The organism is Filifactor sp. (assembly GCF_057248345.1).
The window spans coordinates 76,168-102,229 of sequence record NZ_DBHIIC010000003.1; the positions used below are offsets into that span (position 1 = coordinate 76,168).

At 35.4% G+C, this 26,062-nt stretch carries 28 protein-coding genes; 26 read left to right on the forward strand and 2 right to left on the reverse strand.

The window, feature by feature from the left end; genetic code table 11:
• The first annotated feature begins 5 nt into the window (after positions 1–5).
• From ACO5GE_RS01275 to hpf, 14 genes are all read left to right on the forward strand, one after another.
• Complete coding sequence (locus ACO5GE_RS01275) at positions 6–647, forward strand: V-type ATP synthase subunit E (protein ID WP_484829111.1); 642 nt, start codon at positions 6–8, stop codon at positions 645–647.
• Positions 640–2,424 (forward strand): V-type ATP synthase subunit A, encoded by a 1,785-nt coding sequence (locus tag ACO5GE_RS01280; RefSeq protein WP_484829112.1) that lies wholly within the window; start codon positions 640–642, stop codon positions 2,422–2,424. Before ACO5GE_RS01275 ends, ACO5GE_RS01280 begins: the two co-directional genes overlap by 8 nt.
• Positions 2,424–3,800, forward strand: a complete 1,377-nt coding sequence (locus tag ACO5GE_RS01285) for a V-type ATP synthase subunit B (protein WP_484829113.1) — start codon at positions 2,424–2,426, stop codon at positions 3,798–3,800. The genes ACO5GE_RS01280 and ACO5GE_RS01285 overlap by 1 nt, the downstream gene beginning before the upstream one ends.
• An 8-nt stretch (positions 3,801–3,808) precedes the next feature.
• Positions 3,809–4,447, forward strand: coding sequence for a V-type ATP synthase subunit D (locus ACO5GE_RS01290; protein WP_484829114.1), 639 nt, complete (start codon positions 3,809–3,811; stop codon positions 4,445–4,447).
• Positions 4,448–5,041: 594 nt separating this feature from the next.
• Positions 5,042–6,247 (forward strand): stalk domain-containing protein, encoded by a 1,206-nt coding sequence (locus ACO5GE_RS01295; RefSeq protein ID WP_484829115.1) that lies wholly within the window; start codon positions 5,042–5,044, stop codon positions 6,245–6,247.
• Between the two features lie 98 nt (positions 6,248–6,345).
• Entirely contained in the window at positions 6,346–6,594 is a 249-nt protein-coding gene (locus tag ACO5GE_RS01300) for a hypothetical protein (RefSeq protein WP_484829116.1), read from the forward strand.
• Between the two features lie 446 nt (positions 6,595–7,040).
• Positions 7,041–7,325 carry a co-chaperone GroES gene (locus tag ACO5GE_RS01305; RefSeq protein ID WP_014263141.1) on the forward strand — a complete coding sequence of 95 codons (285 nt, stop codon included), beginning with the start codon at positions 7,041–7,043 and terminating at the stop codon, positions 7,323–7,325.
• Between the two features lie 42 nt (positions 7,326–7,367).
• Positions 7,368–8,990, forward strand: a complete 1,623-nt coding sequence (groL, locus tag ACO5GE_RS01310) for a chaperonin GroEL (protein ID WP_484829117.1) — start codon at positions 7,368–7,370, stop codon at positions 8,988–8,990.
• A gap of 351 nt (positions 8,991–9,341) precedes the next feature.
• Positions 9,342–9,641: a LysO family transporter gene (locus tag ACO5GE_RS01315; protein WP_484829118.1), complete on the forward strand. Its 300-nt coding sequence runs from the start codon at positions 9,342–9,344 to the stop codon at positions 9,639–9,641.
• Positions 9,642–10,235, forward strand: a complete 594-nt coding sequence (locus tag ACO5GE_RS01320; RefSeq protein WP_484829119.1) for a LysO family transporter — start codon at positions 9,642–9,644, stop codon at positions 10,233–10,235.
• Positions 10,236–10,304: 69 nt separating this feature from the next.
• A complete protein-coding gene (locus ACO5GE_RS01325; RefSeq protein ID WP_484829120.1) occupies positions 10,305–11,726 on the forward strand; it encodes a TldD/PmbA family protein in 1,422 nt (473 codons plus the stop codon).
• The gene (locus ACO5GE_RS01330; protein WP_484829121.1) at positions 11,726–13,021 is read left to right on the forward strand and encodes a metallopeptidase TldD-related protein; all 1,296 of its coding nucleotides are present in this window, start codon (positions 11,726–11,728) and stop codon (positions 13,019–13,021) included. Before ACO5GE_RS01325 ends, ACO5GE_RS01330 begins: the two co-directional genes overlap by 1 nt.
• Before the next feature lie 47 nt (positions 13,022–13,068).
• On the forward strand, positions 13,069–13,341 hold the full coding sequence (locus ACO5GE_RS01335) for a hypothetical protein (RefSeq protein ID WP_484829122.1): 273 nt from the start codon (positions 13,069–13,071) through the stop codon (positions 13,339–13,341).
• Positions 13,342–13,695: 354 nt separating this feature from the next.
• On the forward strand, positions 13,696–14,214 hold the full coding sequence (gene hpf / locus ACO5GE_RS01340; RefSeq protein ID WP_484829123.1) for a ribosome hibernation-promoting factor, HPF/YfiA family: 519 nt from the start codon (positions 13,696–13,698) through the stop codon (positions 14,212–14,214).
• 149 nt (positions 14,215–14,363) lie between these two features.
• Here the strand turns inward: hpf and dcm are convergent, their stop codons facing one another.
• Complete coding sequence (gene dcm, locus ACO5GE_RS01345) at positions 14,364–15,608, reverse strand: DNA (cytosine-5-)-methyltransferase (RefSeq protein ID WP_484829124.1); 1,245 nt, start codon at positions 15,606–15,608, stop codon at positions 14,364–14,366.
• A gap of 14 nt (positions 15,609–15,622) precedes the next feature.
• A complete protein-coding gene (locus ACO5GE_RS01350) occupies positions 15,623–17,104 on the reverse strand; it encodes a Sau3AI family type II restriction endonuclease (protein ID WP_484829125.1) in 1,482 nt (493 codons plus the stop codon).
• Positions 17,105–17,330: 226 nt separating this feature from the next.
• Between ACO5GE_RS01350 and ACO5GE_RS01355 the strand changes: the two genes are divergently transcribed.
• The 12 genes from ACO5GE_RS01355 to ACO5GE_RS01410 form a co-directional block, all read left to right on the forward strand.
• Positions 17,331–17,957, forward strand: a complete 627-nt coding sequence (locus ACO5GE_RS01355; protein ID WP_484829126.1) for a hypothetical protein — start codon at positions 17,331–17,333, stop codon at positions 17,955–17,957.
• A gap of 38 nt (positions 17,958–17,995) precedes the next feature.
• Positions 17,996–18,814: a hypothetical protein gene (locus ACO5GE_RS01360; protein WP_484829127.1), complete on the forward strand. Its 819-nt coding sequence runs from the start codon at positions 17,996–17,998 to the stop codon at positions 18,812–18,814.
• 96 nt (positions 18,815–18,910) lie between these two features.
• A complete protein-coding gene (locus tag ACO5GE_RS01365) occupies positions 18,911–19,366 on the forward strand; it encodes a hypothetical protein (protein ID WP_273159960.1) in 456 nt (151 codons plus the stop codon).
• Positions 19,367–19,945, forward strand: coding sequence for a hypothetical protein (locus tag ACO5GE_RS01370; RefSeq protein ID WP_484829128.1), 579 nt, complete (start codon positions 19,367–19,369; stop codon positions 19,943–19,945).
• Positions 19,946–20,458: 513 nt separating this feature from the next.
• Entirely contained in the window at positions 20,459–20,767 is a 309-nt protein-coding gene (locus ACO5GE_RS01375) for a hypothetical protein (RefSeq protein ID WP_484829129.1), read from the forward strand.
• A 188-nt stretch (positions 20,768–20,955) separates the two neighbouring features.
• Positions 20,956–21,411, forward strand: coding sequence for a hypothetical protein (locus tag ACO5GE_RS01380; RefSeq protein ID WP_484829130.1), 456 nt, complete (start codon positions 20,956–20,958; stop codon positions 21,409–21,411).
• A 145-nt stretch (positions 21,412–21,556) separates the two neighbouring features.
• Entirely contained in the window at positions 21,557–21,790 is a 234-nt protein-coding gene (locus tag ACO5GE_RS01385; protein WP_484829131.1) for a hypothetical protein, read from the forward strand.
• Between the two features lie 683 nt (positions 21,791–22,473).
• Complete coding sequence (locus ACO5GE_RS01390) at positions 22,474–22,836, forward strand: hypothetical protein (RefSeq protein ID WP_484829132.1); 363 nt, start codon at positions 22,474–22,476, stop codon at positions 22,834–22,836.
• A 330-nt stretch (positions 22,837–23,166) separates the two neighbouring features.
• Complete coding sequence (locus tag ACO5GE_RS01395; protein ID WP_484829133.1) at positions 23,167–24,135, forward strand: hypothetical protein; 969 nt, start codon at positions 23,167–23,169, stop codon at positions 24,133–24,135.
• A gap of 241 nt (positions 24,136–24,376) precedes the next feature.
• On the forward strand, positions 24,377–24,805 hold the full coding sequence (locus ACO5GE_RS01400; RefSeq protein WP_484829134.1) for a hypothetical protein: 429 nt from the start codon (positions 24,377–24,379) through the stop codon (positions 24,803–24,805).
• 132 nt (positions 24,806–24,937) lie between these two features.
• Positions 24,938–25,507 carry a hypothetical protein gene (locus ACO5GE_RS01405; protein ID WP_484829135.1) on the forward strand — a complete coding sequence of 190 codons (570 nt, stop codon included), beginning with the start codon at positions 24,938–24,940 and terminating at the stop codon, positions 25,505–25,507.
• Between the two features lie 92 nt (positions 25,508–25,599).
• On the forward strand, positions 25,600–26,062 hold a 463-nt coding region (locus tag ACO5GE_RS01410), incomplete at its 3' end, for a DUF2185 domain-containing protein (RefSeq protein WP_484829136.1).

Genomic DNA, 26,062 nt, shown 5'->3' on the forward strand with positions numbered 1-26,062 from the left:
ACAACATGATAACCTTGGAAGAGAAATTAAAGCAATTTAGTGATATGATAGATGAGAAAGTAGAGCTGGAAATCAGTGAACAATTGGCTGAAAAACAAGCGGAAGTACAAGCGTTTTTGGAAGAAGAAAAATCAAGAGTAGAGTCCGCTTTGGAACGTGAGAAACGTTCTGCACTACGTCGTATAGACAGACAAAAATTGGAGAGAGTTTCTACAATCAAACAAGAAGAAAAAAGAAATTATCTGAGAAAAAATGAATTATTTATCCAAGATTTAATTCAAAAAGTAGAAGAAAAATCAAGAGACTTTGTTTTGACACCGGATTATCCACCTTTCATTGCAAGAGTATTGGGACAGACACTGGCGAAAAATGAAATCGGTTTAGACAGACAAATAACAATTTATATTTGTCCATCCAACTTTGATGAAGTAAAACGTCAATTCCAAGAATTGGTAACAGAAAGAGGGTACAAGCATGTTCAATTCAAAGAAGGTGAAATACGCGAAATAGGTGGATTCATCTTAGAAGTATTGGAAGATGATATTCGTATCAACAAAACCATTATCAGAACAATGGATAATATGAGAGAACCAATCGGACAATACTTGAGCAACTATGTAAGAGAAGGGACTGAATTGAATGGATAAATCAAAAGCAATAACAACATCCGTCAACGGACCGGTTGTTCAAGCGTCCGGAATGAAAGACTTTGAAGTTCGTGAAATGGTCATGGTAGGAAGCAAAAAGCTTCTTGGAGAAGTTATTTCTTTGGAAGGCGATGTTGGAACCATTCAGGTTTATGAAGAAACAGAAGGTTTGAAAGCAGGAGAAACGATTACTCCGACAGATCGTCCCCTTTCTTTGACATTAGGACCGGGAATGATTGGAAATATCTTTGATGGAATTGAACGTCCTTTGGAAAGAATCCAAGAGATTTCAGGAGAATTTATCGCAGAAGGAATCGGTTTGATTTCTCTTGATATGGAGAAAGTATGGGACGTGGAAATGCTTATCTCTGAAGGAGACTTTGTTCAAGAAGGTCAAGTATATGCTAAAGTTCAAGAAACTGATTTGATAGAACATCGTTTGATGATACCTCAAGGAGTAAGAGGAGAAGTTCATGATGTAAAACCTTCAGGACAATATAATATTGAAGAGGTTGTTGCAATGGTTGCAACCAACCGTGGCGAGAAAGAATTGAAACTGTATCAAAAATGGCCTGTTCGTACCCCGCGACCTGTTCGTGAAAGACGTCCGATTCAAGAGTTATTGATTACAGGACAACGGGTATTGGATATTTTCTTCCCGATTGCAAAAGGTGGAACAGCTGCATTGCCGGGAGGATTCGGTACCGGAAAAACAATGACACAACACCAGTTAGCTAAATGGTCAGATGCAGATATTATCGTATACATCGGTTGTGGAGAACGTGGAAATGAAATGACAGAAGTTTTGGAAGACTTTCCGAAACTGATTGACCCGAAAAGTGGAAAACCACTGATGGATCGTACTATCTTGATTGCAAATACATCCAATATGCCGGTTGCTGCTCGTGAGGCCAGTATTTACACAGGAATCACAATGGCTGAATACTATCGTGATATGGGATACCATGTAGCGATTATGGCTGATTCTACTTCTCGTTGGGCAGAGGCTCTTCGTGAAATTTCAGGACGTTTGGAAGAAATGCCTGCAGAAGAAGGATATCCTGCATATCTTCCATCTCGTTTGGCACAGTTCTATGAAAGAGCGGGATATGTTACCACATTAGATGGAGAAGACGGTTCTGTTACCATCATCGGTGCAGTATCTCCTCCGGGAGGAGACTTCTCTGAACCTGTTACAGAAAATACAAAACGTTTCGTAAATGCGTTTTTGGCATTGGACCGTAAGTTGGCTTATGCACGACATTATCCTGCTATCGGATATTTGACAAGCTATAGTGGATACGGAAAAGTGTTACAAGATTTTTATGCGCAAGAAGTAGCTGAAGATTTGACAGAAATTAGAGATCGTATGATGTTGGTATTGCATGAAGAAGAAAAATTGAATGCAATCGTACAATTGGTTGGAGAAGATGTACTTCCTGATGACCAAAGAATTACTCTTGAAATTGCAAAAGTAATCAAGAGAGGATTCTTGCAACAAAATGCAATGCATGCGGACGACACCTTCGTACCGCTACAAAAACAATACTTGATGTTGAAAACAATCGACCATCTAAATCAACGTGCAAAAGACGCGTTGGCAGAAGGAATTCCTCAAAGAGAAATTCGAAACTCAGAATTATTTGAAGAAGTAATTAAGATGAAATATACGATTCCAAATAGTGATTTGAGTAAAATTGGAGAGTTGGTATATACCATCGACACCTTCTATGACGGATTGATTAAAAGATACGAAAAACGGAAGGATGTGAAGTAATGAGCGACAGAGAATATTTGCACCTCAATCGGGTAAAGGGAGACCTAATCGTATTAGAGGGCGTAAAAAATGCAGCCTATGGCGAAATACTAAACATCACTTTAGAAGACGGTAAGAAAAGAAACGGAAAAATTGTTGCCGTTCAAGGTGACAAGGTAGTTGCTCAAGTTTTCCAAGGGACACAGGGAGTTTCTACGAACAACGTAGCGGTTAACTTTACGGGAAAACCGTTGGAAATTCCACTTTCAATGGATATTTTAGGAAGACAGTTCAACGGATTGGGACAAAGTGTGGACGGAATCGGTCCGATTTATTCCTCAAAGAGATACAATGTAAACGGAAGACCGATGAATCCGGTTGCACGTTCTTATCCGAGAGACTATTTAGAAACCGGTATTTCTGCGATTGACAGCTTGATGACATTGATTCGTGGACAAAAATTACCGATTTTCTCAGGAAACGGATTGCCACACAATGAGTTGGCTGCACAAATCGTAAGACAAGCATCTGTAAAGGGAGAAGAATCCAACTTTGCAATCGTATTCGGTGCAATGGGAATCAAGCACGATGATGCTGACTTCTTCAGACAATCATTTGAAGGATCAGGTGTTATCGAGCGTGTTGTTATGTATGTCAACCTTGCAGACGATCCGGCAGTAGAACGTATTTCCACGCCAAGATGTGCGCTGACTGCAGCTGAATACCTTGCCTATGAAGAAGGAATGCACGTACTTGTTATTTTGACAGATATTACTGCCTATGCCGAGGCGCTTCGTGAACTTTCTTCAGCAAGAGAAGAAGTACCGAGCCGTAAAGGATATCCGGGGTATCTATACAGTGACTTGGCAACACTTTATGAAAGAGCCGGAATGGTATTGGGTAAAAAAGGTTCTGTAACCTTGTTACCAATCTTGACCATGCCGAATGATGATATCACTCACCCAATTCCTGACTTAACAGGATATATCACAGAAGGTCAGATTGTATTGTCAAGAGATTTGGCAAAACAAAATGTATATCCTCCAATCAACGTATTACCATCTTTGTCTCGTTTGATGAAAGACGGTATCGGAGACGGATTTACAAGAGAAGACCATGATGAAGTATCTTCCCAATTGTTCTCTTCTTACTCAAGAGTTCAGGAAGTACGTTCTTTGGCGCAAATTATCGGAGAAGACGATCTTTCCGAATTGGACCAAAAATTCATGGCATTTGGAAAAGCGTTTGAAGATAGATTCTTGACACAAGATCAAGATGAAAAGAGAACAATTGAAGAAACCTTAGATATTGCATGGGAAATTTTATCCATCCTTCCAAAAGAAGAATTGGAAAGACTTTCTCCAAAAATGATAGATAAATATTACTGTGGAGAGTAGGTGGTACTATGGCAAACGAATTAGCACCTACCAAAGCCAATCTGATGAAGGCGAAAGAAAATTTGATTTTCTCCAGAAGTGGATTTTCTCTGTTGGATAAAAAGAGAACTGTGTTGATTCGAGAGGCAATGGGACTTGTTGGCAAGGCGGAAACACTTCAAAAACAAATCAAAGAAGGTTTCGAAGAGGCGTATGCGTCGTTGCAAATGGTCAATCTGTCCATCGGGATTAATACCGCTGATGAAATTGCTATGTCTATTCCCGGAAGAGAGAGATTTGACATCTTGTATCGCAGTGTTATGGGTTTGGAAGTTCCAACAGTAGTTTTTGAGAGAGATGAGTTGCTTCATACAGATTACAGTTTCTTTCGAACAAATGAGGCAGTAGATCAAACTGTCATGAAATTCAAAAATCTTCGTTATCTCATCTATGAGTTGGCAGAAGTAGAAAATGCCGTTTTCAAAATAGCGATGGAAATTAAGAAGACAGCAAAACGTGCGAATGCATTGGAAAAAATTCAGATTCCACGTTATGAAGAGGCAGTAAAATATATTCAGGAAGTTATCGAAGAAAAAGAAAGAGAAGATTTCTTCCGATTGAAAAAAATTAAAAGTAAAAAAATTCGAGATGAACAGGAAGGAGAATAGACCTTCTGTGCAGATTGAATCAAGGAACACTCTTTGTCATACGATGAAGAGTGTTTTTTTAGCAGTTTTTTCTACCAATATCTTGAACGAACAACTGTGCTTATGGATAGATTAACAATTTAAAATGATATACCGATACATAGAAGATAGAATATCGCACAATGTTATGCAAACCGAACTTTTATGATGTCTTTCCGTTAGAGGAGGTATCAAAATGGAATCAGAATAAATGTAATTTCAATAAGGATTCATCCATCCACTTTATGGTGTGGTTGATTGACAGTAGTAATAAAACATGATACAGTAATAAATATATACATATATTTATTTACAGAGTGACGATTTTTAGTAATGCTTTGGAATTTCTCAATGCAAAACCTTACAATCAAATACATTTTACAAGATACATTCTATTAGCATAAAAGATAACGGATAGATATTAGTAAAGATAAGAAGATGGTTCCATGGAGTTTATGTGATATGAGTATCACAAAATAAGAGTTTGATAAGGTAATGACATTATCCTATTGTTGGTTGATTGATAATGGTTTAGTGATAAAAGGTAATTGATAAAAAAATGAAAAGGAGAACATTATGTTAAAAAAATTTACTACAGTACTTCTGACAGGTGCATTGCTTTTGACACCGATTCAAACTGTAAATGCGGCAGGAAATTATTTCGTTACGTTAAATGGAGCGAAACAAAATGTCACACCGATTGTTCAAAATGGTACCACCTTGTTACCGGTAGCTACAGTTGGAAATTTGGTAGGATACCAAGCAATTTGGAACAACACGATTAAAGTTGGAGTGTTAACCAATAATTCAAAAGATATTCATTTCAGTTTAGGCAGCAATGTTTTGGTTGTAGTGGCAAATGATGAGGTGTCTAAAATTTACATGCCACAACCGGTAAAAGTAATGAAAGGGAAAACCTACTTGCCATTGAGAGCAGTGGGAGAGTGTTTAGGAATGACAGTTGGATACGATGCCAACACACGAGAAATTTCTTTAAATACAGCTATAGGAAATAATTTCAGCATTGAAAAGATAAGTGACGATAAAGAGTATCTTGATGCAGAAATCAAACAATTGGAAAATGAAATCGAAGCGATATTTGGACCTGAGGCGGTAGAAGAAATCAAATTAAATGTCAATCTACTGGGCTTTCGTATCACAAAAGGAGAATATAAAGACTATCTTGAAACAATTGTGTTAAACAAAGAAAATATCCAAAAAGAGATAGAGAAACAAAGAGAAGAATTTTTGAAAGCACAAAAACAAGAGTCTAAATCAAAACAGAAGCAACCATCTAAACCAAAACAACAACCTAAGCAGGAACAAAAGCAACCATCTAAACCGAAACGACAAGAGAAACGATACTCTGAGGAAGAACTGATTCAAGAAACATTGCGATTGGTAAATGAAGAAAGAGCAAGTATTGGAATGAAACCTCTTGAAATGAAACGGGAATACAATGATTTTGCAAAATGGAAGGCAAACTATTTGGTAGAACAAAATGACGGTGAGTTAGACCATGAGCCTCATGGAAAGTCAATGAAAAATCAAGCAGTTGAATTCGGTTTGTCCTCACAATACTTGTACGGGGAAAATTTGGCAGGTCATTCCGTACCTTATACAAAGTTGGACAAAGATACCCTCTACGATCAATGGTTCCATTCACCGGGTCATCATGAAAATATGATGAGTGACCGATACACACATATTGGGATTGGTGTATCTGATAAAATACCTACTAGAGGTTATAATATGGGATGTATGCTTCTTGTAAAAGAGTAGGATTTGAAAATTTAATCGTTTGTGTAGGATTTATAGGAATCTTCGATAGTGATGCATACCACCAAAAATAAAGAGAAACCGTTTCATAAGGAGATAAGATGGATTGTATAAAAGCTCATAAGTATAGTTTTGCAAACAAGTCAATGCTGGAAAAAGATGAGAAATGTGGATGCTTTTATTGTTGTAACATTTTTTCACCAAAGGAGATAACAGAATGGACGAAGGATGAATCCGGTTTTATAGCAGGATGTCCATACTGTTGTGTGGATTCTGTCATAGGGAAATCGGTCGGTTATCCACTAACAAAAGAATCATTAGAAAAGATGAAACAAGAATGGTTTTCATAAAGTGACAGATGAAAATAGAATAGAATGTTATTAGACGATGGAATATTTGAAATTCTATCGTCTTTTTCTTTCACAGAAAAAACAGAGTTGAATTCGGTTCAATATGCTCATTTTCTGGTTTGTTTGCAGGTGTTTTTTTTTGAAGACTGTGTTTCTTCCATCGTGGAAATAATTTTTGTATTGATGAAGAAATAAAAAGGAGAATCTGGAAAAGAAGCATTTTTTGAACGAATAAATGCAACTTTGTGATAGAGGTTGCATTTTTCTGTAAAAACATTGTAGAAAAACAAAAAAAATACTTGAAATGTATTCAAAAATTCGTTATTATAAAAATAGATTAGCACTCAATGACAAAGAGTGCTAATATAACAATAACTTAAAGTGATACCTATATCGAAAAAATTGGAGTATTTTGTTCGATATAAAATATGAGGAGGATTTTTGAAATGAAAATAAGACCATTAGCAGATCGTGTAGTAATTCAAATGTTAGAAGCTGAAGAAAAAACAAAGAGTGGAATCATCTTGACAGGAACAGCAAAAGAACAACCTCAAATTGCAGAAGTTGTAGAAGTTGGACCGGGTGGAGTAGTAGATGGAAAAGAAATCAAAATGGAAGTTGAAAAAGGAAACAAAGTGTTATTCTCTAAATATGCCGGAACAGAAGTAAAGGTAGAGGGAGAAGAGTATATCATTTTAAGACAAAGCGATATTTTAGCTGTAGTAGAATAAGATGGAATAAGAGAACGATAGTATATAAGGAGGAGTATTATTATGGCAAAGGAAATTAAATTCGGAGAAGACGCAAGAAAAGCATTAGAACGTGGAGTAAATATTTTGGCTGATACAGTAAAGGTTACAATCGGACCAAAAGGAAGAAATGTTATTTTAGATAAAAAATTCGGAAGTCCATTGATTACGAATGACGGAGTTACCATTGCAAAAGAAATAGAATTGGAAGATGCTTATGAAAATATGGGAGCACAATTGGTGAAAGAAGTAGCGACAAAAACAAATGATGTCGCAGGAGACGGAACAACTACAGCGACATTATTGACACAGGCAATCGTGCGCGAAGGATTGAAGAATGTGGCTGCCGGTGCAAACCCAATCTTCATTCGTAAAGGAATTCAATTAGCAGTAGACAAAGCAGTAGAAACATTGCAAGCAAACTCTCGTCCAATCGAAAGCAAAGAATCTATTGCACAAGTAGCTGCAATCTCTGCAGGAGACGAAGAAGTAGGAAAAATGATTGCAGATGCAATGGAAAAAGTTGGAAAAGACGGTGTTATTACAGTAGAAGAATCCAAAACAATGGGAACTACTTTGGAAGTGGTAGAAGGTATGCAATTTGACAGAGGATATGTTTCTCCTTATATGTCAACTGATATGGAAAAAATGGAAGCAAACCTTTCCGATCCATTGATTTTAATTACAGATAAAAAAATTACTAATATTCAAGAAATCCTTCCTGTATTGGAGCAAATCGTACAACAAGGTAAAAAACTGTTGATTATTGCAGAAGATATTGAGGGAGAAGCGTTGGCTACTTTGGTCGTAAACAAATTGAGAGGAACATTTGATGTTGTTGCTATCAAAGCACCCGGATTTGGAGATCGCAGAAAAGCAATGTTACAGGATATTGCTATCTTGACAGGAGGAACCGTAATCTCTGAGGAAGTTGGATTGGAACTGAAAGATGCAGATTTGACAATGCTTGGTCGTGCAGGCTCTGTTAAAGTAACGAAAGAAAATACAGTAATTGTAAACGGAGCAGGAAGTGCAAGTGATATAGAAGAAAGAGTAGCATTGATTCGTAGACAAATTGAAGATACTACTTCTGAGTTTGATAGAGAAAAATTGGAAGAACGCCTTGCGAAGTTAGCAGGTGGAGTTGCAGTAATCCAAGTAGGAGCAGCAACTGAAACAGAATTGAAAGAAAGAAAACTTCGTATGGAAGATGCATTGAATGCGACAAGAGCTGCAGTAGAAGAAGGAATTGTATCCGGTGGTGGAGTTGCATTGATTGAAACAATTTCTGAAGTAGAAAAACTATTGACAGAAGAAAACTCAGAAATCAAAACAGGTATCAAAATCATCTTAAATGCATTACAAGAACCGTTGAAACAAATCGCAATCAACGCCGGTTTGGAAGGAGCAGTTATTGTAGAAAATGTTCGTAAAGGCGAAAAAGGAATGGGATTTGATGCGTTCAAAGAAGAGTATGTTAATATGATTGAGGCAGGAATTATCGATCCTACAAAAGTAACAAGAAGTGCATTACAAAATGCTTCTTCTGTAGCATCTACTTTCTTAACAACAGAAGCTGCAGTAGTAGACATTAAATCAGAAGAACCTGCAATGCCTCCAATGGGTGGCGGAATGCCGATGATGTAGGAAAACTTCAAAAGTATCTTGCAACTGCAAAGAATACAAGGTAAGATAAGAGAGACAGAGGATGTCTCTCTTTTTTTCTACTACAAATAGAGTGTGAATTTGCTATGTAGAGGAGCGTTACTTTCTCCACCGTGAGAATAATAATATCTTTTGGAGCAAGAAGAAAACAATGAAGGAGCAGATGTCATGAAAAGGAAGTGTTTTTATTGAGAACAGCTTTTATTGAAAAGAGGATATGGGGAACCAGACAAGATACATGAACTGTATCGCCATTTTTTGACAAAATATAGCGATAACAGTTAGTTTGGTGTGTTCAAAAATAAAAAACAAAAGATAATACGGAGGGATGTTATGTTATTTCGAATGGCGTGTTACCTTTTTATGATGGGATCCGGAATTGCATTAGGCAGAAGCGGAAAGGTAAGCAAAAGATTGATGGAAAGATTGGATAAATTCCAATTATTATGTTTGTTGTTCTTGCTCTTTGTGATGGGAATCAATGTGGGAACGAATCAGGAGATTATGGACTCTTTCCTCTATATCGGAAAAGAATCTGCTCTGTTTGCGTTATTCACCATTGGATTCAGTGTGTTGTTTGTATTTTTATTCAACAAAATTTATGGACAATTTCAGAAAGGCAAGGTGAGATAGATGACTTTGGTAATCGTGATGTCAGTGATTGCAGGTATTTTATGTGGTAAATTCATCGTGGTACAAGAGATATCCTATATTTCAACCTTACTTGATGTGGGACTGTGTCTTTTGATGTTTTTTGTGGGGATAGATATTGGAAAAAATAAAGATGTGATGAGTCAAATCAAATCAATCGGCGTAAAAGCAATTTCGACACCTTTGATGGTGGCAAGCGGTAGTTTGGTCGGTGCGATTGTGTGTGGAACATTTTTGGGATACGGAGCAAAAGACTCCTCTTTGATAGGAGCGGGAATGGCTTGGTATTCTCTTTCTGCAATTATGATAACGCCGTACTCCAAAGAACTCAGTGTATTGGCTTTCTTGACAAATGTATGTAGAGAGGTGTTTGCGATTGTTCTGATTCCGTTGATTGCAAAGTATATCGGTCATGATGAGGCGATTGCGCCTTCAGGAGCAACAGCAATGGATACGACCTTGCCGATTATTTCAAAAGCAACTGATGCAAGAACTGCTATCATTGCATTTATTACGGGATTTATTTTGACGCTCAGCGTTCCTATTTTGGTAACACTATTACTGAGTTTGGGATAGAAAGAGAACGATGTTGTAGAACCGATATCGTTTGTGTCGATGGAAGCTCGACATGGGAAGGAGAAAAAGATGAAGGTAAAACCATCTGAATTTTTATTAAGTAAAAAAGAAGAATTGAAAAGATTGGTATCCGAGTTGAAAAAAGAATTTTATTATGTATCCGTTTTGGGAACAGATGTGACAGGTTCTGCTTATTCCGTAAAAAAGAGTGGAATTTCAGCAAAACCGTCTCCGGATACGGAAAAAGGATTTGTAGTAAGAGTGTTTCAGGACATCGGATTCAGCGAATATTCCTTTAATCACTTGGATGTAGAGCAAGCAGTTCGAAAAGTGAAGGAGATAGCAAAAGAAGATAGAGAAAGATATGTAAAAAATAATTTGTTTTTGGAATATCTTGCAGTTCCTCAAGACGAGACGATAGTTAAAGAATTTTTCTCAGAAGTGAAAAACCTTCCGGAACAAGATAAACCGGATGAAATTATCCGAAAATTGACAGGGATTCATTCCGATGTGATGAAAAAACATCCGGACTTGTTGGAGTTACAAGTGAGTTTGACCACAACTCAAGTGAATAAAATTTTTATTTCAGAGAACAAGGACTTGTATCAAAGCTATGTCTATTCAACCGGTTATGGAGTTGCAGTTGCAGGAGATGAACAGTCGACGAAAAATGATTTTCTTGCAGTTTCCGGACTGTGTGGTTCAGAATTGATTGAGGAATTGGAAGAAAAGGTATATCAAGCTGCAGAACGAGCAAAAGAGCTCCTTCACAGTGAAAAAGTGATTCCCGGAACTTATGATATCATCTGTGATCCCGATTTTACCGGATTGATTGCACATGAGGCGTTCGGACACGGAGCAGAGATGGATATGTTCGTCAAAGAACGTGCAAAAGGACAGGAGTATGTTAACAAGAGGGTAGCCTCCGACAAAGTATTTATGCATGACGGTGCAACTGCTTGTGAAGAAGTTTCAACCTATCTGTTTGATGATGAAGGAAATTTAGGAAAAGACACCTTGATTATTGACAAGGGAATTTTGAGAACAGGAATGTGTGATGAACTCTCTGCATTGCAACTTGGAGTAGAACCGACAGGAAACGGAAAGAGGGAATCCTACAAGAGAAAAGCATACACAAGAATGACAAATACTTTCTTTGAAGAAGGGACGGATTCTTTGGATGAAATGATTGCATCCATTGAGTATGGTTACCTGTTGGAAGGATTTTCTTCCGGTATGGAGGATCCGAAAAACTGGGGGATTCAATGTGTTGCATCCAAAGGAAGAGAAATTAAAGACGGAAAATTGACAGGAAGAATTGTCAGTCCGTTATATTTGACAGGCTATGTGCCTGAATTGTTGGAATCCATTACCATGGTATCTCCGGGATTAAAACTTTCCGGCTCAGGATACTGTGGGAAAGGTTGGAAAGAGTGGGTTAAGACCTCAACAGGAGGATCTTATATCAAAGCGAAGGGAAGATTGAACTAATGATTGAAACAATAAAAAAGATACTGTCTTCCATGACAGAAGTATCCGATTGGATTATCACAGAAGAACAGTCTGCCTCAAAAGAATTGTTTTTTGTCAAAGATAAGTTGGATATGAATCGTGGAACAGATATTCATGAGTTTGCAGTGAGATTATTTGTGGATTTTCAAGAGGGTGAAGAACGCTATAAAGGAGATTCCGATGTAGTATTGAGTCCTTTGGACAGTGTGGAAGAACTTACAAAAAAATTAGAGCAAGCGGCATTTTCTGCAAAATTTGTCAAGAACAAATGGTATCCTTTGCCGGTGAATACGGTGACAGAATATCCTGAGATGAAAAAGGCGGATAATATCAAATCGCTCAATGAAAACTATGATGACCTTCACCGGGTATTTTATCAAGACTATGGATATACTTCAAAAGTCAATTCCTGTGAAGTATTTGCAATAGAAGGCACAAAGAGAGTGGTGACTTCAACAGGTTGTGATTGCACTTATCCGAAAAATGAATTTACTTTCGAGATAGTGACTGATTGTAACGAGGGAGAAGAGCCGGTAGAAATCTTTAACGGATATTATTTGACCGAAATGGATTTGCAAAAGATAGAGCAAATTACAAAGAAACAGTTAATGGAAACACAAGGAAGAAGCATGGCGGTTCGAAATGCGACACAATCCGATATGAGAGTTATTTTGAGTGGAGATGCAGTGGAAGAATTTTTCCAATTCTATTTGCAACAGGCATCCGATGTGATGGTGTATACCAACATCGGAAAAGCCAAAATTGGGCAAGCATTTCAATCCAAAGATGCAAAAGAGCCGATTACTATCAAAATGAAACCGAATTTGGAAACCTCCATCTATGCGAGACCGGTAGATACGGAAGGAACGGTATTGAAGGAGTACGACCTTATGAAAGAAGGAGAAATCAAAGCACTTCGTACCACTGCAAAATTCAGCCATTATTTGGGAATTGACCATGTCGGTACAGTCAATACCTTTGAAGTTCTTGGTGGAAAAGAGTCATTAGAAGAATACAAAAAACAAGATTACTTGGAAATTTTGACATTCTCATGTTTTCTTGCAGATGAAATCACAGGAGATTTCGGAGGAGAATTCAGATTGGCAAAATTGGTACAAAATGGAACAGAAGCCTTTGTGACAGGAGGAGCAATTTCCGAAAATATATTTAAAATACAAAATCAGATGAGATTTTCTCATGAGCAGGAAGTTCGCCGTTGTTCTGTGACACCGTCAGCCATTATTTTGGACGGTATCACTGTATCCGGAGAATAGACATCTAGGGTTTATCAATTTGAAATATGACATAGGGAGTGATTTATTTGCAAAACAAATTATCTAAAATAGCAACAGTTACGGCAATCTTAGGGTTTATCATGTTGGGAATAGCGTTGTTGACAGGAAATTCATACCACAATATGAACTTTCGTATCGAGATAACAGTTGGCTTCCTACTTATATTTCTTTCCTTATTACTGAAAGTGATTCATTTCATACGTGAGTTTTTCAGTGTGGCAAAAAATAAACAACACGCAACGGCTGTACTGTTTTTTGTTTTGGGAATTTATGTTTTCATCAGTTTTATGAAAAAGTAACACAAAGACTTGTGTGATAAAACCACATCATAAGAGGAACGATGTTTTGAACAGTCTGTGAAAAAGAGTGAGTGTCACTCCATGGACAATTTGGAATGTGGTTCCTTTTTTGTGTTTATGACAATAAGAGATGGAGATAAGCGTATGAAATCATGAAAACAATAATACATAAAATAGATAGCAAAAAGATGAAAATTTTTTTATGTTTTTAATAAAAAAGTTAGAATATTTTAACAAATTAACAAAATAAGGTGTACTTTATTTAAAAAAGAGGTATAATGAAGGTAAGAAATAGCGATGAGTTATTTCTAAAACAAGATAATCTTCGATTATCTTCAAAAGGGAGGCAGTTTTATGAACTTAAAGATGATCGGTAAAAACATAAGTATCACAAAAGCGATGGAAGAGGTTCTAAAAGAAAAACTAAGTAAGTTGGATAAGTTTTTTGATACCGATGTAGAGGCAAAAGTAACAGTTTCCGCAACAAAAACAACACAAAAAATTGAAGTTACAATTCCTCTTGGTTCAGGAATCATTCGTTCCGAAGTGCAAGACGAAGACTTATACAATGCAGCGGATATGGCAGTAGAAAAACTAGCTCGCCAGTTGAGAAAATATAAAGAAAAATTGATTCGAAAGGGACATGATACCATTCGATATGAAAATATAGAAACGCCATCTTCTGATACAGATACTATGGAAATCGTAAAAAGAAAAAGATTTGTTTATAAACCGATGTCAGAAGAAGAAGCAATGCTTCAAATGAATTTGTTAGGACATGACTTCTTTGTATTCAGAAGAGCGGAAGACGATATGTTTTGCTTGTTGTATATCCGTAAAGACGGACATTACGGAATCATTGAGCAAGAATAGAAGTAATAACAAAAATAGCATAATATAAGTAGTAACAAAAAAGAGTAGGGAAAATCTACTCTTTTTTTCTTCATTAAATTTGATGCTGAGTATATAGTTCATGGAATTCTATATAATTTAATTAAAGATTAATTTTAATGGTATCGTTTTTATTCATTTGAAATTATTTGTCTTATAGTGGGTTCTATTCTTGAAATGATTCCTGTAACCAATGCATTTCCCATCATAAAATATCTATTTCTTACTGGCATAGTATTTGTCCAATTTACAGGAAACATCTGAATCAACTCACATTCAATTGGTGTTAGTATGCGGTATTGACTAATGCTTTTGTCAAAAATAATGTGGGAGGATCTGTTGGTACTGCCTTCACTGGTAAGCATAGTTCTAGCTGGTTCTTCTAAGTTTTCTGGGAATGCCATTGAACCTTCACTATACATATAGTAGTGACCAGAATTTGATAATCGTTCTATTTTTTTTGAACCTTTTAAATATCTCCATTTATCTAGTTTGTCTTGAGGTATGATATAATTGCTAATATTTTCATTTAAAGGTTTTGCTTGTTCTAAAATATCAGCTAGAGTATACTTTTTTTCATCGATAGGAGTAACGTTTCCATGAACAATAGTGCCGTTTATCATAATCCCACACTCTAAAAATTTTCCATGACTATAATTATCTGAAATATCAAGAGTATTTTTATAAGGCGTTAAATCGATGGTTTCAAATTTATCAATAGGTAAAACAGGAAATATTTTATTAAAGATATTTTTTGTATTCAGATTCATACCATTTTTTTTAATAGAGTTAGCAAATTTAGTTGAATTTTTATATGCAAAGATGAAAACCCTTCTTCTTTTTTGAGGCATAGAGTAGTTCGCAGCATTAATTACTCTCCATTGTACGTCATATCCTAAATTATAAAAAGTCTCTAGCATTATAGCAAAATCACGACCTCTTTTGTTTGAAGGAGATTTTAATAATCTGTCAACATTTTCCAACAAAACAAAGGGTGAGTTTTTTTCTAATAATACATCTCGAATATCCCAAAAAAGTACACCTTTTTTTCCTTCGATACCTTTTTCTTGATAAAGAGATCTAGCTACAGAATAGTCTTGACAAGGGAATCCACCAACAAGAAGAGAATGGTTAGGGATGTCAGACTTAGTTACTTTGTTTATATCTATATTTGAATGATTATTTTGACCAAATCTGGTGATATAACAATTAAACGCATGTTGTGTTTTTATAGATGGTTCAAATTGGTTTGCCCAAATAAAGTTCCAACTTCCGTTTTCAATTGCTCTATTATTGGAATCGAAAGACTTTATGTTGTTTAGACCCACTCTAAAGCCTCCTACACCAGCAAATAGTTCTACTACTGTTAATTCCATTTATTTAACTCCTTTTAAATATCCTTAATTATCTCAGCTATATAATGGTTATTTAACCAAAAACATTGATGAGTCATTTTGTCCCCATTGGGTAATTGGTCCATGTCTGAGTTACTACCATTACCATATTTCTTACCATTTATTAAATATGAACTTTTATTGGAATGAGGTCTTAGATGGAAAATTTTGGTATCTGTTTTTTTAGGCAAATCATTTTCTATAATTTGTTTTCCACTAGTTAAAGTCTTAACCTTAAAATTAACACCTTGCATAAATTTATTCTTATAAAGGTTCCATTCCTGCTTGCCTATTGTTTCAAGACTCTGTATTGGCATATTCCAAAATTTTGAGCCTGATAAAATAAATGTTCCATCAAGGGTTTCTCTAAATACAACTAATAGAAAACGTGTTGTCTCAAAAAATTCATACTCATACGAAGTCTCAAATTCTTGGTTAATAAAATCAGTGATTATTATCTTGGGAAATGACATACTTTCTCTAGGTTTTCCATTTCTCTGAACACGTATGGTCTTGATTATTATATTAGCTTTCTGAAATTCTTCTGAATTATCGGTATTTACCCCTAACATTCTATTTATTAAAGTTTTGTTTATTTGTTTAGATTTAGAGTCCGTAGGTATGTTGAAAAATTTATATAGTTCATTTTCGCTTTTATTTACATATAAATAAATTTTGGATAGTACCTTAGCGTCAAATTCTCCATCTTTTAAATCTTCTTCAGTAAAAATAGAATCATAGTTCATCAATCCAGACTGAACATAGTTATTTAAAACGTAGGTCATATAAGATTGTTTTAATGAAAAAGCACGTCTTTTTGCAGGAACATTTTTATTATAGTATTGTGGTTGTAGGCTTTTTTTTGCATTTGAACCTTTTGTACAAGCTCCTAAATACTTTGTATCACCTTCTGACAATTCGTGAGCTTTACCTGAAATAATTTTATTTACAATAATCTTGTAGTCATCTAGTATTATTTCTAAATCTTTAGCACATATCTTACTATAAATATCATATAGATTGATAAAATCAATGGTATGCTCAGTTCGTTTTTGATTTTTTATTCTATGATACCAAATCATAAGGATTTTACGAATTTTTTTTTCTAAGTGTGAGTCTTTGAATTCTATTTCTATAGGTTCGGTATTTGGAATCATCGTAATAACAAGGCGTTCTCCCGCTTTACTTCCTTTACTGTTTTGTTCGTATGGGGTTGCTTTTAATTCTATACCAGCTTTGTAAAAGTCTGGTTCAGGGCTGCTGTTTGGTTTATAAAAAAAATAGTGTTCTTCAAGTAAATTTCCCAAAGAGCCTTTTCCTTTAGGGTTATTGTAGTATTGAACTTTATCTTTTAATTCTTCATTTTTAAAAATTCTAGATAGTACATCAACAAAACTTAGACCTAAAAGATCTTGTGAATATCGTAATATATCTTTTGGTTTTGTATCATCATAAGGTAGTTTTTTCTCGTCACTCATTTTATAAGTGCTCCTTTCGGTTAAAAATAGGTTAGAATTCTTCATAAACTATCTTTTTTGTATGATTTATTTATACTAAAGATGTAGCGTCAGTATATCATATTTACATAATTTTATCTATGGACACGATGTATAGATGATATCAGTGGCAAAAGTATCTTAAAAACTGGTATAATAAAACTGTTAATTTTAGAAATTACGAATTCAAAACAGGGAGGTTATTGTTTTGTCATATGTAGGATTCGGTTTATTGATAGCATTGTATGTCATGATTCATATTTTGTTGGTATGTTTTGTAATCTACAATGCTAAAAAATATCAAAAGATGAAAGAAATCATGTCAATTTCTCTTATCATTATGAGTGTTTTGCAAACGATTTTGATTTTCGGTGTGAGTAGATTTATAAATGATACCCTGGAGACAGGGAGAACCGTTCTAACTTACAATATTGGTTCTAAAATCCTTTTAGCTGAATTGATGACATTTCTATTTATAGTGATTTGTTTCATTTTTATCTTTGGAATATTTTGGAAAAAAGAACATCCAAATTTTGCATTAGTTCGACTTAAGGGACATAAAGAAACCGGAAGTTTCATTGAAGTGACACATATCGATGGTGTAAGAATCAATTCTTCTAAAGAGTATTTTCCTTTGTTGTTTAGGAAGATAATGATTACAGAAGGGGAGCATGAATTGGTATTACGAGAAATTGTGAGAAGCACGAAGAGTTTTGAAGATTTTGTGATATTTGAGCAAAAAGTAAGACGACAGTGGGTTGCAAAAGAATATGTTATAACAGTAATAACATCTCCAAAAAGATGTTTTGAAGTCGTTGATAAAAAGGATAAGTAAGTTAGGTAATTGAAATAGGAACAGGAACGGAGAGTTTTATGGCAATAGATGGAGTCAAAATAATAGATAGTGATGATGGTTACGACATTTATAACTATGTTGTCGAAAACTACAAGGATGGAGTAAGTGTCGATAACATAATCGCAACGATGTTGGAGGACGAAAAAAATTACTGTACAGATGATTTTTATACGGAGATTTATTGGACGGCTCTTGCCTATGCTCTATGGAAAATAGGACATTTACCTGATGAGATAAAAACGAAGGCTTTGAAAATCATAGGTAGTGGTGCAAATCCGTTTTGGCTTGAAATTGACAGTAAAGCGCTGAGCAAGCGACAAAAAGTGTTGGATCAATTAGCAGTGCAGTTACAGACTGAAAACCTCAAACCGATCAAAGTTCCCAAGGCAAGAACAAAACGGACACCACATTTTCACACTGGAGATGTTCTTGCGATAAAATTCGAACACGAATATGGAGTCGTTTTTGTATCCTCAGTGGAACAAAGTCCGAGAAAAATAGAATATCATTTGGCTTGTACCCGATTATTACAAAAAGAGAAACCGAATATGGATGATTTCTTTTATAGCCAAATTGCTTGCAGTAAGCATGATACATTGTATTGGATTGATACAGACTGTTGGTTCAATCATAAAGACTTGGAGCTTTTGTCGGATTGCCTTGAAAAAATAGGAACCGTTGAATTGGACGACTATTATTTGGGCTTAATATCTCCTGCTCATACGTTGACCGATATTTATGATGAAATTACACAAGATATCGAAGCTTTTCAGTTGCAACTCAACGACACATCTTGTTTGATTATCAATTTTAAGGAGTGCGGGAATGAAAAATGACAGTACAAAAACTGTTAAAAAATGATATACTATTATTAAATAGTTAGAGGGATACATTTGCAATTTATTCATGAAAGGGGAAATGGTGTGAAGGAAATGATAAGTTTTGTATCCGATAGACCTTGGATCATATTTGTTGTCATGACAATTCTGTTCTATATCAGTGTAGGGAGATTGGTCTATCAGCAGTCTAAACGCAAGAAAGCTTTTCGGATGATTAAGAGTATGAAAAACAACAGTGAATTATCTAAAGTGTATCTTAGGATAGATCACGGATATGGCGATTTCTATGATGTTGCAGTCAGTGATGATGGAAAAACGTGGCATAAAGCGCTATTTTCCGATGAGGTATTAACACCGTCGATATTACTTCCGCCGGGACAATATGAGGTGAAGTTTTCTGTAAAGTCACGTTCAGGAATTTCAGTATATCACAGTAAAAAGGGAGTTTTTTATACTGAAGTTACAGTAGAACCGTTTGTTGACACGATGATTGTGTTTGATAATGATACACTGGATAGTTGGCAAGAAGAATATAAGGAGGAAATTTAAATGAGTAACCTAAGAATCAATTTTATCGATGAATGGGAAAAGAAAGATGTTAATTTGGAAGAACTGAGACATGCGTTGGAGGATGGAAATTCATCTGTTTATACGGATGCGAGTTTTAAGAAGGTATCATCCAAGTGGAAAAAATTCAAGGAGAGAGGTGTTTCCAACCTTTATTTGATTAAAGAGTTGGATGATGATGGCGTTGCATGTGCATACTATGCGTATTCCATTACTGACGGTGTCATTGACGAGGAGACTTTAGAGATGATTAGAGAAGTTTGTGCACAGAAGCTATCTTCAGATGAGATGAGAGCTAATGGTTCGTTTTCGAAGCCGAATGAATGGTGGGATACCCATCCTTTGCGTTCAATAAAGGCGGTTGAGAGCGGTTCGGCAGACAGCTTACATCAGTATTTATCAGCCGAGTTATATCCAAAAGGCATTGTGCTTGATGCCAGAAGTATCAAGACGAAGCATGCAAATGAATTAGCTTGCTCAGCAGTCGCATGGGGTGTGAGTACATCACTTTTCAAAAAAGGTGCCTATATGAGTGTTCTGATTCATAACGATTCTCTGTAAATTTCATTGCGATGGTTGATAAAAGGAAGTTATTTCATGAGTGTCTGAAAATGAAAAGGGAACGAATCAGAAATCTTTTGTTGTGGACCTAAAATAGTCGATGAGTTCGGAGTTTTTGAAGAAAATCAATACAATAACAGAATAGATAGCAATTTATGAAACAGTAAATCAAATAGGTTTGCTGTTTTTTGTTGCTCAAAATAAAGAAATGATACGAAAATCGGATGAAACGATGGAACGAATCCAATTTCTACAAGTGATACTTTTGGTTGTTTCGTTTATCCGTTTATTGATATTTTCACAGAGTTTGTCTATAACTTTTTGAATATCTGAAACACTTTATTTTTTAGGAAATCATGAAATGATTCTATTGAGTTTTTGTATTACCAACAAAAGAAAACAGATAACCGATACATATAAAGCAAAATAAGTCAAACCTATAAAACTGAGATGAAATATGGTACAATATCATAAGCATTGCATGAGACAAATTAGAATGAAGAGGTGGGTGCAATGAGTGATTTCGAAAAGTTATTTTCTCAAATAAAACAACTTGCAACTGTCGTTACCGATGAGAATTATAATGAGTATAGCAAGCGAGGATATGATATTTTAATGAGAATACATGATTCCGGTATGACACAAAACCAAGTATATAGTATATTTTTTCAATACTACAACAGGTTAGAAGATGGATTATCAAAAGATTGGTTTGCAGAGATGTTAGATTATATATGTGGGTGGTGTGATCCGGAAAAATACATTTGGAAGAATAATACCTCTGATTCTTTACAAAACGAGAGTGCAGGGAAGTTTTTCTAAGAGAGGAAAGATAATATAAATCGTTCCAATGATAATAGTAACGATGACAAGATTGTAAAGAGAATGAAACTGTGTTCTGAAACAGTTTGTCTGAAGATGGAATGGCGCAAGAGGTTGAACATTTTCGTCTACGACAAAATAATAGGAATTATTTGATGATAACTTTTAAGGTGAGATAGGAGGAAAAAATGACAGAAACTAAGATTATGATTGGCGAAAATGAGTTTGTATTGGATGAGAGTGGCGACTATGTGGGTAAGATGACAGTTTGGGGAAGGGAGACGGATATTTTTTTAGATATTGACGTGAATGAAAGCACAGTGACTGATGTAGTGAATGAAAAGATAAACTGGCTCAACGAGAACAGAGATGTGGTGGTCGATGCATTTATGGAGGAGAATGATCATTATGTCGATGTAATTAACGAGATGATTGAAAGCGGAGATTTTGATGCGGACGAGCAGATTTCGCAGGAAGATTTTGAAGATGCTCTGTTTGTCAACAATGTATTGATTTTTCTAAGAGGCAGAAACAGTGAGTTTTCTCTTGATTTGGATGCAGAACCTGATTATTTGCTTGGACATTTAGCTTGTATGGAGATAGATAGCGATTACGAAGTGGAATGTGGCGGAATCAACGGTTAACAAAGAATTAGGAAGAAGACAATGAAATAGAAAAACAATAGTAATTCCAAGCCATGCAACTCCATACTGAAAGAATGCCGAACTTTATATTGCAAAAACTTCTTTACAAATTTCAAAAGCTGAGATAGAGAATGCAGTTGACAGTATGATGAAAGCCATCGATATCGGAAACGATATGATTTCGGTGTCACAAGCACATTGTTTTTTGGGAGAATATTATTTTGTAAATCAAGACTATGCTTCATCAAAAGAACATTTGGAATGGATTGTTCAAAGACAAGAGGAGCTTGAAACGGAGTATGACGACCTGTTGAATGATGAAATCGATAAGGCGAATCTATTGTTAGATATGATGGAGACCTTCTCTTTAATGGAATAATATGTGAATTGTTTTTTGATTCAAACAAGCAGTAAATCAGATGGATGGTATGTATGTTATGGCTACATATCACCTATCTGATTTTTTTGTTAGCAAGACTGTATACAACCGTCTGGCACCGATAGTTTGAAAAGATGATGATAAACAGTTGGAACTAATCTGATAGGAATGGTTGATGGAATTTTTTGAAATAGTGAAGTGTTCTATTCGCTCAAAAAAAAGATGTGAAACTTTATGAAAGTGTCAAAGAACAGATGAATGAAACAATCAAAAGTATCACTTGCAAAAATTGGATTGATTCCATTGTTTCATCGACACAATAAAACAGACAGGAAACAAGATTGTGGAAATATGATGATAAACGTAAGAGCAGACTGAAACGGAAGAAAGATATAAAAAGAAATGAAAAAATGATATAATATATCAAGTGAACAAATCATACGAATCACAGATAAGAAATAGAACAAAAGATAGAGTAAGAAATTTTTTCTTTTCATATCATAATATTGTATTCTCTTTTTTATCATCGCAAACGATGGCTATCGTTTCAAAGTGTGATTTTTATTAAGAGTGGGAAAGGATTGAAAGAAGTGATCGTCAATATTTGGTTAATTATTTGCGGTTTTATTTGTATTTGGAAAGGATTTTACTCATCATCCAAATCCGAGGAGTTAAAGAACTTTATGGAAAATAAGGAGCAGGTATCTCAAACAGAAGGAACAATTTGTGTTGTAAAAATAGAGTATCATGCTTCACCTCATTTTGATGAGTATATTGTAAACATCAAGTTTAAAGACGTTAGGGGAGAACAGATTTCTGTAACAAAATCGTTCAATGCCAGTCATTGTTCGACCAAATATCTGAGAAAGAATAAGAAGAACGGAGAGGTTCCGGCAACTGTTTTTTATTGTACAAAAAATCCGAAAGAGTGTCTTGTGAAAGAACTGCAAGAGTTTGAGTATGCAAGAAGTGAAAGATGGTTTATGCCGATTGTAGGAATCGCATTGATATTATTGGGCGTGATATTCATCTATCATGGCAAGTGATGTAATGTATGATTCTAAATTAGAAAACAGTTCAAAGAAATAAGTTCTTTTATGAAATATTATTTTAAATAGATGCTACAAAGGTGAGGAAGTACTGTTATCAAGAATGGGAATTCATTCCTATTCCAAAAGTCTGCAATACTTTATAGAATGCCAACATAAGAATAATTATTGCAAGGTGTGCAGTTGTAGGAATAGACAAAAATATTACGGGAGGGGAATCGTATTTTACAAAAAACCTTGCCTGAAATTCATCTCATCAAGGATAGTTGAAACTTTAAGCCGAATGTAAAAAATTTGCTGACGAGTGAGTTGTTTGGAGGAGAAGTAATGGAGAAATTAAAGTTGAGTCTTTTACAAAAATGGGAAATACCCCAAAAGTACAGCTTTGTGCATAGTTCAGCCGTGCTTTCTGACGGAAGGGTATTGATTTTGACAAATGAAACAGATGATAGCGACAAATATTGTGTCCTTGTATTATCTTCTTCCGGGCTGAAAGAAGTAGAGGTTTGTGACTGTTCTGATGATAGAAGAAACTATCCCGTACTGTTCCGTTTTGGAGAAGGCTTTGGAATCATAAAAAAAGGACAGGAGATTCAATACTATACCGGTGATTTTTCATCACCGGAAATCATACCGATCAAGAATAGAACTTCGGATGTGAACAGTATCGTTCCCGAAAAAGCACAACAGAGATATTTTCAGGTGATATCGGATAGTTCGATGATTCCGGTTTGCTTTGAGCATAATGTGTATTACGGAGATGCAAGATATTTTGCTCTTTTGGAATTTGATGCTAAAAAAAAACACGCCGAATGGAACTCTTTTTCAAGCATTGATAAAAAAGGATTGACCCATCATGATGACCGAACCGATGAAACACCGAAAATTGATAGTCTGAAAATAATCGACAAAGACATCTATGTTTTCACTTCGGGAGAAAGTACAACATCAGTTAATAAATGGGGTATGGATTACTATGCACTTGCAAAAATCTCTACAGACGGAACAGTGGTTGAAAAGCTTTTGGAATCGGATTATTTGAAACAAGACGGCAAAAAAGGCGGTGTGAACGGAAAGTTCACCGACTCCGACTATGTCATCATGACACCTCTGTTTAAGACGGATGATTGGAAGGGAAAACAAAAACTTTTTTCACTTACTGCAAGGGAATATTTTGATATCGGGTTGCCACGAGGAATGAGCAAACATAAGGTACAAAACATCAGCAGAGATAGTTGTATTACCTCTCTTTATGACAGAGGGTTAAAAGAAGTTGCGTTGTGCAAAATAGAATAACAATATTAAGGTTTGCGATATTGTTCCATTAACGATAAACTGTGATAAAATGAGTTAAATTCACATCAAAAGACCGGTTTTTGTGTAGTAACATCATGCTATTAAAATTAGTTTGCTGAGAAAATCTATTTTATTTCGCGGTTTGATTTCCGTTTCGCATTTACTTAAGATAGAAAAGTATGTAATCATATGAAAGAAAGGGAAAAAAATAATAATAATATAATTTGAGGAGGAATGCAAGATGTTGCTGGATAATGAAAGATATGAAGAGGTTATTGCTTATGGTAAGGATGCCATCACTAAAATAGGAGAAAATAAGCTTGAAGAAGGCTTTGCTCTTGCAGAACAAGGTTGGAACGCTTTTCCGGAGTCGGGAGCAAAATGGAACCAAGGATACAACTATGCAAAAAGCTTTTTTAAGCATGCAATAGGGAATTGCGATATGGGAAAGGCAAAAGTGTGGCTGGACAGGATGGTTGAAAACAATGACGAATTGCATTTGTATGATTCTGAAGTGGAACACATGAAGGCGAAGTATGAATTTGAAGACGGTAACTTAGATGCAGCATTTGAATTATGGAAAAATCTGCTCAAACAAAAAGGTGTAGGCAACCGATATTTTCAGTCTGATGATCCAAAGTATCAGGAATTCTATCAATCAAGAAAATAATGTTTTTCAGTAAAGATGAATTATGGACGGAACAGGAAATAAAAAATGAATTTTAGAGGAAATGGATATCTATATAACGGATTGGCTCAATAAAAGAAATCCTTATAAGGAAACACGATTTTGGGAGGAACTATGAACGAGATTGAGAAATATCGAATATTGAGTGCAGGGAAAGCCTTTGGGCATCGTGCCCAACTTGCACTGGTTTTGCTTGACAGCAAGACGGCTTATGAAGAATTAAAAGAAGAAGGCTCACAAAGTATGGTTGCCGGAAGTTATGATTGTTCCGGTGGAGATCCATCTGTAATACTTGAAAAAATAGCAATAGAATTGATTTGTCGCGATACTCGTAACACGTGGTATTTGCCTGATGATGTTAAATTTTGGGACAGGCGTTTCGCAAGTTTGTTTGAGACCAAGTTTTTTTGCTATGATGATGATGTAGAAACGTGGAGTAAGATACTCTACAAGTTTTTTGTAACACTCAAGTGGATGCCGAAAAGAGAAGATTATTCTTCCACAAGAAGCTATAACAATGTTTGGAGGTATTTTGCAGAACTGTTAGCAGTTGTAAAACAAAATCATCATACTGAATTTGATAAGTATTATGAAATTGCAGTCCAAAACGGAATGAATCCGGTGGTGTTGGAACGAAAGTTACAGGAACTGTCTGACTTAAAACGGACCTTTGTTGAACTTTAAATCGGTTTGGAGTCATATTTGATCAATGAATCGTCAATCAAGGATAACAATTTTCCTGTAAAAATGTGGATATCAATTTGTCGGAGGGAACCATGGAGAAAAATTGGAACATAAAAACAGAAGATATGAAAGAACTTTTTCATTGGAATGAGGGAGAAGGTTGTATTGCAACAGACAGAATTATGGTAGACGGAGAAAAGGTCGGCTATATGTATCGTGAAAATCCCGATTATAACGGAGACAGTGGTTGGAGATTTACTGCCGGAGATGAAGATGATGTGTATATGAGTGAACCTGATCATTCAGGACTCTATACCTTAAATGCAGTTGTGAACAATGATGTGGATATTATTCCATTTCTTCATTCTCCGATTGGGACAGGTTATTACCGAGATGAAAACGGAGAATTTGTCAAAGATACCTTTCATGTTATCGCCAGACAGGAGATAGACGAAATATTATATGAATACAAGATAATGACCGGAGAAGATTATAAGAATCAAAGTCCTGAGAATTTAGCTGTGATTTATGAGAATATCAAAGCGGTAATGGAAC

Excerpts from the sequence above, each read along its gene's own strand:
- ACO5GE_RS01305 (WP_014263141.1), top strand. The coding sequence starts at position 7,041 with ATGAAAATAAGACCATTAGCAGATCGTGTAGTAATTCAAATGTTAGAA.
- hpf (WP_484829123.1), top strand. The coding sequence starts at position 13,696 with ATGAACTTAAAGATGATCGGTAAAAACATAAGTATCACAAAAGCGATG.
- ACO5GE_RS01280 (WP_484829112.1), top strand. The coding sequence starts at position 640 with ATGGATAAATCAAAAGCAATAACAACATCCGTCAACGGACCGGTTGTT.
- ACO5GE_RS01395 (WP_484829133.1), top strand. The coding sequence starts at position 23,167 with ATGGAGAAATTAAAGTTGAGTCTTTTACAAAAATGGGAAATACCCCAA.
- ACO5GE_RS01325 (WP_484829120.1), top strand. The coding sequence starts at position 10,305 with ATGAAGGTAAAACCATCTGAATTTTTATTAAGTAAAAAAGAAGAATTG.
- ACO5GE_RS01320 (WP_484829119.1), top strand. The coding sequence starts at position 9,642 with ATGACTTTGGTAATCGTGATGTCAGTGATTGCAGGTATTTTATGTGGT.
- ACO5GE_RS01375 (WP_484829129.1), top strand. The coding sequence starts at position 20,459 with ATGAGTGATTTCGAAAAGTTATTTTCTCAAATAAAACAACTTGCAACT.
- ACO5GE_RS01350 (WP_484829125.1), bottom strand. The coding sequence starts at position 17,104 with ATGAGTGACGAGAAAAAACTACCTTATGATGATACAAAACCAAAAGAT.
- ACO5GE_RS01275 (WP_484829111.1), top strand. The coding sequence starts at position 6 with ATGATAACCTTGGAAGAGAAATTAAAGCAATTTAGTGATATGATAGAT.
- ACO5GE_RS01295 (WP_484829115.1), top strand. The coding sequence starts at position 5,042 with ATGTTAAAAAAATTTACTACAGTACTTCTGACAGGTGCATTGCTTTTG.
- ACO5GE_RS01405 (WP_484829135.1), top strand. The coding sequence starts at position 24,938 with ATGAACGAGATTGAGAAATATCGAATATTGAGTGCAGGGAAAGCCTTT.
- ACO5GE_RS01285 (WP_484829113.1), top strand. The coding sequence starts at position 2,424 with ATGAGCGACAGAGAATATTTGCACCTCAATCGGGTAAAGGGAGACCTA.
- ACO5GE_RS01315 (WP_484829118.1), top strand. The coding sequence starts at position 9,342 with ATGTTATTTCGAATGGCGTGTTACCTTTTTATGATGGGATCCGGAATT.
- dcm (WP_484829124.1), bottom strand. The coding sequence starts at position 15,608 with ATGGAATTAACAGTAGTAGAACTATTTGCTGGTGTAGGAGGCTTTAGA.
- ACO5GE_RS01360 (WP_484829127.1), top strand. The coding sequence starts at position 17,996 with ATGGCAATAGATGGAGTCAAAATAATAGATAGTGATGATGGTTACGAC.
- ACO5GE_RS01385 (WP_484829131.1), top strand. The coding sequence starts at position 21,557 with ATGATGAAAGCCATCGATATCGGAAACGATATGATTTCGGTGTCACAA.
- ACO5GE_RS01290 (WP_484829114.1), top strand. The coding sequence starts at position 3,809 with ATGGCAAACGAATTAGCACCTACCAAAGCCAATCTGATGAAGGCGAAA.
- ACO5GE_RS01300 (WP_484829116.1), top strand. The coding sequence starts at position 6,346 with ATGGATTGTATAAAAGCTCATAAGTATAGTTTTGCAAACAAGTCAATG.
- ACO5GE_RS01380 (WP_484829130.1), top strand. The coding sequence starts at position 20,956 with ATGACAGAAACTAAGATTATGATTGGCGAAAATGAGTTTGTATTGGAT.
- ACO5GE_RS01370 (WP_484829128.1), top strand. The coding sequence starts at position 19,367 with ATGAGTAACCTAAGAATCAATTTTATCGATGAATGGGAAAAGAAAGAT.
- ACO5GE_RS01390 (WP_484829132.1), top strand. The coding sequence starts at position 22,474 with ATGGAAAATAAGGAGCAGGTATCTCAAACAGAAGGAACAATTTGTGTT.
- ACO5GE_RS01330 (WP_484829121.1), top strand. The coding sequence starts at position 11,726 with ATGATTGAAACAATAAAAAAGATACTGTCTTCCATGACAGAAGTATCC.
- ACO5GE_RS01365 (WP_273159960.1), top strand. The coding sequence starts at position 18,911 with ATGATAAGTTTTGTATCCGATAGACCTTGGATCATATTTGTTGTCATG.
- groL (WP_484829117.1), top strand. The coding sequence starts at position 7,368 with ATGGCAAAGGAAATTAAATTCGGAGAAGACGCAAGAAAAGCATTAGAA.
- ACO5GE_RS01400 (WP_484829134.1), top strand. The coding sequence starts at position 24,377 with ATGTTGCTGGATAATGAAAGATATGAAGAGGTTATTGCTTATGGTAAG.